A 12,076-nucleotide genomic window follows, 5' to 3' on the forward strand; every position below is an offset into this window, starting at 1 on the left:
CGGTCGGCGCGTTCGCCGCGCTGGTCGCACCGCCGCCGGATGGCGGCGCGCGTGCTCACCCTGGTGGTCTGTTTCGTCCTGTCGTTCCTGCCGAGTGCCGACGAGGCGATGGCGCAGGGAATGACGCTGTCGGCGGTGAGCATGCCGAAGCTGTCGATGTCGGGGCTCTGGGACTGGCTGCATTCCTCGTCCCTGAAGTTGCCCAGGCAGCTGGGCGGTTCGGCGAGCGGCCTCGGTCACACCGCGTCGTCGGCGCGGACCCGGGCCAAGGGCGGGCGCGGTCACAAGCCCGGCCGGGGCAAGGGGGAGCTGGCCGAGTACGCCCGGCACCGGCGCGGCGCGAAGCGGTCGGCCACGGGCGCGGCGGTGACCGACGGGCGTGACGGGTTCGTCGCCGCGACGAGCAGGCGTGACGCCGCCGCCTCGTCGGCGACGGTGGACCTGTTCCACAACGCGAACGGCACGACGACCCGGCGGGTGTACTTCTCCCGTCACAACTTCCGCGCCCCGGACGGTTCGTGGAAGCCGATCGACACCACGCTCGTGAAGTCCTCCGGCCGTTGGCAGGAGAAGGCCAACGACGTGGCGGTGGACCTGGCCGACCAGGCCGGGGACGCGCGGCTGGCATCCGTGGAGTCGGATGCCGGGCAGCAGGTGTCGTACGCGCTGAACGACGCGGCGGACGTGCCGGGAAGCACGGACGCGGACGGCACGGTGACGTACGCCGGTGTGCTGCCGGACACGGATCTGAGGCTGGTGCCGCTGACGGACGGCGTGAAGGAGAAGCTCGTCCTGTCCTCGGCGCAGGCGCCGGCGTCGTGGTCGTTCACGCTCGACACCAAGGGCCTGACGCCGCGGCTCGCCCACGACGGGGCGGTCGAGTTCACCGACGCCTCGGGTGCCGTGGCGCAGCGGATTCCGCACGCGTTCATGCAGGACGCGAGCGTGAACCCCAAGTCCGGGGAAGCGGCGACCTCGCGCGCGGTCGACTACGGCCTCGCGCACTCCGACGGGGCCTGGACCCTGACCATGACGGCGGACCCGTCGTGGCTGGCCGACCCGGACCGGATGTGGCCCGTCACCGTGGACCCGACGCTGGCCGTGAGCGACAGCACGTACGCCGAGTCCGGCGGCTCCGGTGACCACTCGACCGAGGATGTGCTGAAGGTCGGCTCCTACGACTCCGGCTCGCACAGCGCGAACTCGTTCCTGCACCTGACGGGCCTGACGGACATGGTCAGCGGTCAGACCGTGTCGGCGTCCAGTCTGCACCTCTTCGACATCTGGGCCGCGACCTGCACTCCGGAGCAGTTCTCCGTCGCCCCGATCAGCGCCTCGTGGTCGGGTTCGGCGGTCACGTCCTACCCCGGCCCGGCGTGGGACAGCACCGCGCTGGGACAGGTCACCGCCAACCCGGGCGCGGCGTGCACGAACAACAACGGGACGCGGACCACGGGCGCGTGGATGACGGTGCCGCTGGACAGCGCCTGGTTCAACGGCATAGCGGGCGGCACGGAGAGCAACCACGGCCTCGCGCTGTACGCGCCGACCGACGACGGCCTGCACTGGAAGCAGTTCGACTCGGTCAACGGCCCCTCCGGCTACCGCCCCTATCTCGACCTGACGATGACGGCGAACACGGCGCCGCAGATCGACGCCTCGTACCCGCCGGACAACTACAACGCCCAGACGCTGAAGCCGGAACTGGTCGCGTACGGCTACGACTCGGACAACAACCCGGGCTCGGCGCTGAAGTACCAGTTCCAGCTCCTGAACGTCTCCACGGGTGCGGTGATCTCCGACTCGGGGCTGATCAGCGGCGGCGACTGGACCGTCCCCTCGGGGAAGATGGCCTGGGGCGGCACCTATCTGTGGCAGGTGCGCACCTACGACAGCCTGCTCTACTCGCCGTGGACGCAGAGCGAGATCACGGCCGTGGTGCCGCAGCCCGCGGTGACCTCGGGCCTGTCGCAGAACACCGACGGGCACGACTTCGACCCGGCTGTCGGCAACTACACCACCTCCGACACCGACGCCGACGTGCAGACGGTGGGCCCGTCGCTGTCGGTCGAGCGTGACTACAACTCCCTGGACCCGCGCGTGGACGGCGCGTTCGGCGCGGGCTGGTCGACGGTCGCGGACATGGAGGCCGCGGAGGCCAAGGACTCCTCGGGCGCGGTGACGAGTGTCAACATCACCTACCCCGACGGCTCGCAGGTCGGCTTCGGCAAGAACGCCGACGGCTCCTTCACCCCGCCGCCGGGACGCTGGGCCTCGCTGACCGCGACCACCGCGCCGGCCGGCTACAAGCTGGTCGACAAGGACGACACCGCCTATCTCTTCCAGACGGGGATCACGGGCAGGACCGGCGCGTACGCGATCACCTCGATCACGGACTACGCGGGCCGCGCGGAGACCTTCGACTACACCTCCGGCCAGCTCACCAAGATCACCTCGAAGGTCTCGGGCCGGACGCTGAACCTCACCTGGTCGAAGCCCTCGGGCGCGACCGTCTCCCACGTGGCGACGGTGGCGACCGACCCCTCGACGGCGGGCGACTCGAGCACGGTCGCGACCTGGAGCTACAGCTACAGCGGCGACAACCTGACGAAGGTCTGCCCGCCCGCTGACGCCACGCACTGCACCTCCTACGGCTACGCGGCCGGCAACCACTACCGCACCACCGTCCTGGACGCGGACCCGTTCGCCTACTGGCGCATGGGCGAGACGTCCGGCACGACGGCCGCCGACGGCGTGGACACCAACGAGGGCAACCTCAACGGCACTTACCACAACGTCACCCTGGGCTCGGCCGGTCCGCTGGCGAGCAGCCACGCCGCGTCGTTCAACGGCACCAGCTCGTACCTGTCGATACCGTCCACCCCGGGCGCGACGCGCACGTACGCCTCGGTGTCCCTGTGGTTCAAGACGTCGCAGGCCGGCGGGGTGCTGTTCTACTACGGTGACAAGCCGCTGACCGACTCCAACCCGGTCGCCAACACGAAGTACAACACCCCGGCGATCTACATCGGCACCAACGGCAAGCTCCACGGCTGCTTCGCGACGACCGCGGGCTGCAACGCCCCGATCCAGTCCGCGACCACGGTCAACAACAACGCCTGGCACCACGTGGTGCTCACCTCCGCAGGCAACACCCAGTCGATGTACCTCGACGGCGCCCTGTCCGGCACCCTGGCCGGCAGCCTGTGGTCGTGGAACCAGCCGTACGTCACCTTCGGCGCGGGCGTGGACACCCATGGCTGGCCGGACATGCCCGCCGACACCCTCGGGCACTACAGCGGCCTGATGGCCGAGGCGGCGATCTTCAACCAGCCGCTGGACGCCGCGACCGTCACCAACCAGTACACGGCCGCCACCGCGTCCGCGAAGGTGCTCCAGACCATCACCCTGCCGTCGGGCAAGACCCAGAACACGGTGCAGTACAACGCCGTCGACGACACCATCTCCCAGGAGACGGACAACAACGGCGGCGTGTGGAAGCTCGTCCCGCCGACGGTGACCGGGTCCTCCCAGGTCTACCGCTCCTCGGTGATGGGCGCCGGGCCCTCCGGTTACTGGCGGCTGAGCGACTCCTCCGGGTCCTCCGCGGCCAACGAGGTCAACACCGGCCGCGCCACCTACAACAACGTCACCCTCGGCACGGCCGGGCCGTACAGCGCCGCCGACGTGAAGGCGGCGACGTTCGCGAACGCCTCCAGTTCCTACGCCAGTCCGGGCAGGGCGGAGGTCGACACCTCCAAGAACTTCAGCGTGTCGGCCTGGGTCGACCTCGCCACCAACACGCGCAACTACACGGCCGTCAGCCAGGACGGCACGTACCACGCCGGGTTCTACCTCGGCTACGAGCACAGCCAGAACAAGTGGGCGCTGCGCGTGCCGACGGCGGACTCCTCCAGCGGCAACCTGACCACCCAGGCCGTGTACTCGACCGCCACCGCGGCGACCGGCCAGTGGACCCACCTCGCGGCCACCTACGACGCCTCGACCGGCCTGCTCTCGCTCTACGTCAACGGCACGCTCCAGGGCACGGTCGCACGGCCCAACGTGTGGTCCGCCACCGGCTCCCTGCAGATCGGACGCGCGCTCTACGCGGGCGCCCAGACCGACTACTGGAACGGCTCGCTCGGTGACGTCGCGGTCTTCCGCTCGGCGCTGAGCGCCGCCCAGGTGTCGCAGGAGTGGACGGCGTACAAGTCCTCCTCCGGCATCGCCCCGGTACGCACGGTGCAGATCCAGGTGCCGACCACCGACGGGTCGACGAAGTACATCGCCTACGGCTACGACGTCGACAACGGCGACCGCGTCCTCTACCAGACCGACGCCCTCGGCAACCGCACCACCTACGGCTACGACACCTCGGGCTTCCTCTACACCACCACCGACCCGGACGGGAACACCACCACCACCGGGCACGACGTGCGCGGCAACGTGGTCTCCAAGACGACGTGCCAGAACCAGGCACAGAACCTCTGCGAGACGGACTACTACACCTACTATCCGGACGACACCACCGCGAACCCGACGCCGGACCCGCGCAACGACCTGCTCCTGACCGAGCGCGACGGCCGCTCCTCGGGCCCCACGGACAACACGTACCTGACGAGCTACGCCTACGACCAGTACGGCAACCAGACCACGGTCACCACCCCACCGGTCCCCGGCTTCCCCAACGGCCGCACCACCACCACGACGTACACCACGTCGACCACGCCCGCGGCGGACAGCGGGAACGCGCCGGCGTATCTGGAGGCGTCGACGGTGACGCCGGGTGGGGCGACGACGACGTACTCGTACAACCACAACGGTGATCTGGCCCAGCAGACCAGCCCCAACGGCGCGGCGGTGAGGTTCACCTACGACAACATCGGCCGTCAGCTGACCAAGAGCGAGATATCGGACAGCTACCCGTCGGGCCTGGTCTCCTCGTCCGCCTACGACAAGGACGACCAGGTCGTCACCGAGACCGAGCCCGCCGTCACCGACCGGGTCACCGGTGCGGTGCACACCGCGCGGACGACCACGGTCTACGACGTCGACGGCAACATCGCCTCGCAGACAACCTCGGACCTGACCGGCGGGGACGGCCCGCGCCGTACCGAGTGGACGTACGACTCGGGCAACCGGGTGTCCACCGAGTCGCAGGTGTCGGCGTTCAACGCCGACGGCACGGACAAGACGCTCCAGAGCACGACGTACACGTACGACGTGTACGGCAACGCGGTCAAGGAGGTGGACCCGTCCGGCAACGAGACGGACTACACCTTCGACGCCGACAACCGGCAGATCACCACCACCCAGCCCGGCTACATCGGTGACCCCGACAACCCGTCCGGCGCAAGGACGCTGACCCTGGACTCGCGCGCCTACGACCCGGCCGGTCTCCTGGCGTCGACGACGGACTCCATGGGCTTCACCACGTCCTACGCCTACACCGACAACGGTCTGGTGGCCTCGATCACACGCACAGACGCGGTGACCGACCCCGCCAACCCGAAGTCGTTCGTGCAGCAGGCCAACACCTATGACGCCGCGGGGAACCTGATCCAGCAGGTCACCAACGGCGGTACCACCACGACCACCTACGCGGTGGACGCGGCGGCGCGCACGACCACGACGACCGTGGACCCCTCGGGCCTCAAGCGCGCCGATACGGTGTCCTACGACCCGGACGACCACGTCGTCACCTCCACGCATTCCGGTGCGTCGGACACGCCGGAGACCACCTCCTACACCTACGACGCGCTCGGCAACCCCACGTCCACCACGGACCACGGCGGCACCACCGTTCCCGTCGGCCGCTGGAAGCTGAACGAGGGCTCCGGCGGCAGCGCCGCCGACTCCTCCGGGGCGAACAACCCCGCGACGACCGGCAACGGGGTGACGTGGTCCAGCGACCACGGCGGCAGCGCCGTGTTCAACGGCACCTCCACCTCCTACGCCGAGACCGGCAGTCCCGTTCTGGACACGGCCACCGGCTACACCGTCTCGGCGTGGGTCAAGCTCAACTCCACGGCGAGCAACTCCACCTTCGTCTCCCAGAACGGCACCTACACCAGCGGCTTCCAGCTCTACTACTCCTCCGGGGGCAACGACTGGGCCTTCGGCGCCCATGCCTCCGACAGCACCACCGCAGCCTGGACCGCCGCCGCCGGCAGCGCCCCCGTGGTGGGGCAGTGGACCCATCTGACCGGTGTGTACAACGCGGCCGCGAGCCAGTTCGAGCTCTACGTCAACGGCACTCTGACCGGTACCAAGGCCTTCACCACCCCCTGGAACGCCACCGGAAGCCTCGACATCGCCCGCAAGCTGAGCGCGGGCAGCTGGGGCGAGTACGCCAACGGCTCGATCTCGGACGTCCAGGTCTACTCCGAGGCTCTGTCCGCCGCCCAGGTCTCCAGCCTGTACGGCGGGACGCTTCCTGCGGCGAACTCGACCGTGCACACCACTCGGGCGCATCTGGACCAGCGAGGGCTTGCCACATGGTCGGCGGACGAGAACGGCAACGTCACGTCCTACGCCTATGACGAGGCCGGCAACCCCGCGGTCACGACCGAGCCGACGGTGAACGCGGAGACGGCCGACGCGGCCACGGGCACCTCGAGCGTGAGCGCCTCGCACCCGGTGTCGTACACCGGCTACAACACCTACGGCCAGGTGACGGGGACAAAGGACCCGAACGGCAACGTCGTCACGACCGGGTACGACCCGCTGGGCCAGCAGATCTCGCAGACCCTGCCCTCGTACACGCCGCCGGGTTCCTCGACGCCGATCACACCGGTGACCTCCACGCAGTACAACACCGCCGGTCAGATCACCACCGAGACCGACGCGCTGGGCAACGTCACCTCCTACACCTACGACCAGCTCGGCGACCAGGTCGACAAGACGCTGCCGGGCGGCCGGACGACGCACTCGGCCTACGACACCAACGGCGACCTGCTGTCGGTGACCGACCCGACCGGCGCGGTGGCCCAGTCCACCTACGACTACCTGGGCAACGAGCTCACCTCCACCCAGGTCGAGCGCCGGCCCTCCCAGGCCGCCTACACCACCACCAACCACTACGACGCCCCCGGCGGCCTGCTGTCCTCGTCGGTGTCGCCGACCGGGGTGAACACCTCGTTCACCTACAACGCGGCCGGTGAGCAGACCAAGGTCGTGGACGGCGCGAACAACGCCACCCAGTACACCTACGACCTCGACGGCAGGCCGACCAAGGTCACCAACCCGGACGGCACCTACTCGACGACCACGTACGATGCCTTCGGCAACGCGGTCGGCACCGCCGAGTACGACGCCACCGGAATGGCGCGCCGCACCACCTCCGCGCAGTACGACCCGGCGGGCAATCTGACGTCCGCCACCGACGGCAACGGCCACACCACCACCTTCGCCCTGGACGCGACGGGGATGGTGACCAAGGAAGTGCAGCCGGTCGCGGCCGGACAGTCGATCACCACGACCTTCGGCTACGACGCCGCGGGCAACCGCACCCGGTTCACCGACGGCAACGGCTACGACGCCTCGGGCAACCCCGTGGCCGGACACGACTGGCTGACCACGTACAACAAGTGGGGCCTGCCGGAGTCGCAGATCGAACCGTCCACGCCGACCTACCCGGCCGTCGCGGACCGCACCTACACCTCCGTCTACGACGCCGACGCACGGGTGACGCAGCAGCGCTCCCCCGGCGGCGTGACCGTCACCAACACCTACGACTCCACCACCGGTGATCTGACCCGGCAGGCCGGCAACGGCGCCGAGGCGACCACCGCCGACCACACCTTCGGCTACGACGCCGACGGACGCGTCATCTCCGCCGCCGCCCCGAACACGGACGACACCTTCACCTACGACGACCGCGGCGACCTGCTGACCACCGCCGGACCGTCGGGGGCCTCGTCCTTCACCTACGGCGGCGACGGTCAGATGACCTCGCGCACCGACGCCGCGGGCACCTCCGCCTACGGCTACGACACGGCCGGCCGTCTGAAGACCATCAACGACGCCGCCACCGGGTCCACCGTCACCATCGGCTACAACCAGATGTCGCTGCCGACGACCATCTCCTACGGCACCGGCAAGGCGAGCCGCACCCTCCAGTACGACTGGGCGCAACGGCTCACCAGCGACACCCTCACCAAGCCGTCGGGCGGCACCGAGGCGTCGGTCTCCTACGGCTACGACCTGAACGACAACGAGACCTCCAAGACCACCACCGGATTCGCGGGGGCCGCGTCCAACACCTACACCTACGACTGGGCCGACCGGCTCACCTCCTGGAACAACGGCACCAGGACGGCCACCTACGGCTACGACGGCGCGGGCAACCGCACCCGCGCCGACGGAGAGACCTACACCTACAACGCCCGCAACGAACTGACCTCCGACGGGCACAGCAGCTACAGCTACACCGCCCGCGGCACCCTCAGCTCGACCACCGACGAACAGGGCCACAACGGCACCACGGCTGCGGACGCCTTCAACCGGGTGATCACCTCCGGCACGAAGACGTACACCTACGACGGCCTGGACCGGATGGTCACCACAGGCGACGGCGTCTCCCCCCAGAGCTTCGCCTACACCGGTACCGACAACGACCTGGCCTCCGACGGCGCCACCACCTACAGCCGCGACCCCGGTGGCGCGCTGTTCGGCATCAACTCCGGCGGCACCAAGGTGCTGGCCATGACCGACGTGCACGACGATGTCGTCGGCCAGTTCACCGACTCCGGCGCGGCCCTGACCGGATCGACCACCTACGACCCGTTCGGCAAGGTCCTCAACACCCTGGGCATGGTCGGCTCCCTGGGCTACCAGTCGGAATGGACCGACCCGGACACCTCCCAGGTCGACATGGCCGCGCGTTGGTACAACCCCAACACCGGCCAGTTCACCTCGCGTGACACCGTCGGCCTCAACCCCGTCCCGGACTCCGTCGCCGCCGACCGCTTCGCCTACGGCAACGACAACCCGCTGACGAACACCGACCCGACCGGCCACTGGTCGCTGTGGGGCGCGGTGAAGCACGTGGCCAAGGCGGCCAAGAAGAAGGCGTCCTCGGCCTGGCACCACTCCAGCGTGGGCCGCGCGGTCCACTCCGGCCTGAAGAAGCTTCAGAAGGTCGCCCGGGAGGTGAAGAAGCACGGCATCATCGGCGCGGCCAAGCACTACGCCAAGAAGGCCGTCAAGCACATCGCCGACCGCCATCCGATCCTCTACCACTTCGCCAAACACATCTATCAACGCAGCCGGCACTACTACCACCGCGCCGTCTACTACGCACACCACCCCGCCAAGGCCGCGAAACGCGCCAAGCAGATCCTCAAGAAGGCCGGCAAGGCCGTCGGCGCGAAACTGCACAAGGCCGTCCGGGCCGGTGAGAAGTTCGTCAAGAAGCACGCCGCCACGATCGCCGCGGGAGCCGTCTTCCTAGGCTGCAGCGCCGCTGTCGGAGTCGAGACCTTCGGCGCCGGCATGGTCGCCTGTGCCGCGGCGGCAGGCGCCGTGGGCAACGCGGTCGGCTACGCGCAGGCCAACAAGGGGCACATCTCCGCCAAGGGACTCGCGATCAGCGCGGGCATCGGCGCGGTCTCCGGCGCCGTCGGCGCCCTGGCGGGCGGCATGGCGGGCGAGGCCGTCACCCCCGTCATCAGCGGAGCGGTCAGCGAGATCGCCAGTGGCGTGGGCGCCCGCATCATCAGCGGAGCGGCGACCGGCTCCATAGCCGGTGAGGTCGGCGGCGCCGCGTCAGGCGCCGGCGACTTCGTCGGCGGATGCCTCAGCGGAGGCTCCTGCAGCTTCAAGACCGCCAACGCCGACATCTCCAGCGGCGCCAACGGCGGGGCCGCCATGGGCGCCCTGTTCGGCGCGGCGGGCGGCATCAAGAGCCCGTGCCACAGCTTCACCGCGGCCACCGGCGTCCTCATGGCCACCGGCGCCACCAAGCAGATCAACCAGGTCAAGGCCGGCGACTACGTCCTCACCGCCGCACCCGGCGAGAAGAAGAAGGAGAAGCACCGCGTCGAGCGGGTGATCGTCACCCACACCGACCACGACTTCGTCGACGTCACCGTCGCCACCAAGTCCGGCCCGAAGACCGTCCACACCACCAAGCACCACCAGTTCTACGACGCCACCACCAACACCTGGACCCAGGCCGCCAATCTCAAGGCCCACCACAAACTCCAGAGCACATCCGGCACCACCGAAATCCTCAACACCCGCTCCTACACGGCCACCCAGACCACGTACGACCTGACTATCGACGGGCTTCACACGTACTATGTGGTGGCCGGAGACGCGCCGATCTTGGTGCACAACTGCACCAGCGGCACGGCTCCGAACGGGAAGGCGTGTTCCTGCAACGGTTCCACGGACCCGACCAATCTGGAACTCGTCCAAGCCATCGCGACGCGAGCGGAGCGCAAGATCGGAGGAACCGGGGCGGTGAACGGGACACTGAAGCACTCGTACGCCGAGAAACTGCTCAAGCGCTACCAAGGAATCTACGGCTCGCGAGGTCTCGTCCCGGAGCAGAGCTACCTGGGCAACGCCCCGGTCAATAAGGGAACCAAGGGAAGCGCCCGCCCGGACGTCTTCGATCCGGCAACCGGCATCATCTACGACTACAAGTTCCTCATCCATCCAGGACGTGGCATCGGCAAGCGACAGGCGGACCTCAATGCCAACAACGTTCCGGGTTCCACAGTCACCATCGAGGTGAATCCATGACGAAATCAAGTGTCCCCACACCTCGACGGGTCACATCGGACTGGGTCGCCGCGCTTCCCGGGTTCGACGCCTGGAAGCCGCTGCACCTGCTCCGTCGGATCGGTCCGGTTGTCCAGGGTGTCTCTCTCGACCGTACGACGTCCGGCGACGGGTACACACCGACAGTGCATGTGCACGCGCTGACACGGGAGTTCCCGGCGATCACCCTCACCCTGGGACAGCGTCTGGAAGGTACCTCAGGGCAACCGGAGAGCGTGCTCTTCACGAAGCACGAGAGCGAGTATTCGGCAGCCGTCGACGCTCTCCGAGAACAGAGCGTTCTGCCCCTGAGCGAGGAACCTCCGTCGTTGGAACAGGTCGTCAGGGCCTATCACTCGGCTATTTCCGCGTCCTACGACAAGGGATTCCCACCGGCCGTGGCAGAGATGGAGGACAGCGTCCTCATCGCGGCGGCGGCCGGCCGGCCGGACCTTGTCCAAGACGGCCTGGCGCTCGCCGGTGAACTGGCCAGCCTATGGCCGAAGTCCAGGCTCCCTCTCAACTGGCCGGGCGCAACGGAATGGTTGGAAGGCCTGCGAGCCAAAGCCGCGGATCCCGGCGCTCTGTCGGCGACGGTTGACCGCCAGATCGCCCAGCACAAGCTCGCCAAAGTTCGCAACGTCGTCGACTGACGACAGCAGTTGACGGCAACGGCGGCGACCACCCGTGGGTGTTCGCCGCCGTTGCCGTGTACGCAACAGCTCGCGCAGCGAAGCATTCCGGGGCTGTATGGAGGCCGACAGTGAGTAACGCGCAGGACGTAAGCTGGGAATTCTTTCATTCTGGGCGATTCTGGAACCCGTCAAGAAGACCGCCCACTGACGAGAACCTGCTGTTGGCGGTGGAGACGCTGGTGACCTCCTTCGGGAGAAGAGCCTGGGCTGTCCAACTGTTTCTTGACGCATTGGCGGAGACGGACGGCGGCGCACCCTCTCGCAGATCGGTGAATACCACGACGGCTTACGTCGAGAGGATTGATCCGAAGACGGTCGAGATCAGAGACAAATATGGCCAGTTTCAGAATATCGCCATGCCGGTTGCGGAGTTCAGAGAAATGCTGTCGGTGTTGATGGACAGCATGCGCAGACTTTTCCCCGAGCCGAACACAGACCAAAGCGATCAGAGATGATAAGCGGGGGAATTCGATGGACCTTGTTGACAATGAGATCGGTCTAGTTCAGTGGGCGAGTCTGAAGTGCGGCTGTGACGCGAGTGGCGCTCATCTTCCGGACGACCTCCGTCGGCTCTTCAAGACGCGTACTCGCCGTGAAGCTTTTGATGT

At 68.2% G+C, this 12,076-nt stretch carries 3 protein-coding genes; all 3 read left to right on the forward strand.

Translation table 11 applies throughout. The features are described 5' to 3' along the window. Positions 1-39 precede the first annotated feature (39 nt). Positions 40-10,755, forward strand: a complete 10,716-nt coding sequence (locus AB0E91_RS02700) for a LamG-like jellyroll fold domain-containing protein (RefSeq protein WP_361774040.1) — start codon at positions 40-42, stop codon at positions 10,753-10,755. Then, positions 10,752-11,426 carry a hypothetical protein gene (locus AB0E91_RS02705; protein WP_361774043.1) on the forward strand — a complete coding sequence of 225 codons (675 nt, stop codon included), beginning with the start codon at positions 10,752-10,754 and terminating at the stop codon, positions 11,424-11,426. The genes AB0E91_RS02700 and AB0E91_RS02705 overlap by 4 nt, the downstream gene beginning before the upstream one ends. Positions 11,427-11,536: 110 nt before the next feature. Next, complete coding sequence (locus AB0E91_RS02710; RefSeq protein WP_361774046.1) at positions 11,537-11,923, forward strand: hypothetical protein; 387 nt, start codon at positions 11,537-11,539, stop codon at positions 11,921-11,923. Positions 11,924-12,076: the final 153 nt, after the last annotated feature.

The sequence above is a fragment of the Streptomyces sp. NPDC026659 genome (assembly GCF_040638245.1).
In the GTDB taxonomy this organism is placed as follows: domain Bacteria; phylum Actinomycetota; class Actinomycetes; order Streptomycetales; family Streptomycetaceae; genus Streptomyces.

Bases quoted from the DNA above. Each gene is read 5' to 3' on its own strand.
- AB0E91_RS02700 (WP_361774040.1), top strand. From the start codon at position 40: ATGGCGGCGCGCGTGCTCACCCTGGTGGTCTGTTTCGTCCTGTCGTTC.
- AB0E91_RS02705 (WP_361774043.1), top strand. From the start codon at position 10,752: ATGACGAAATCAAGTGTCCCCACACCTCGACGGGTCACATCGGACTGG.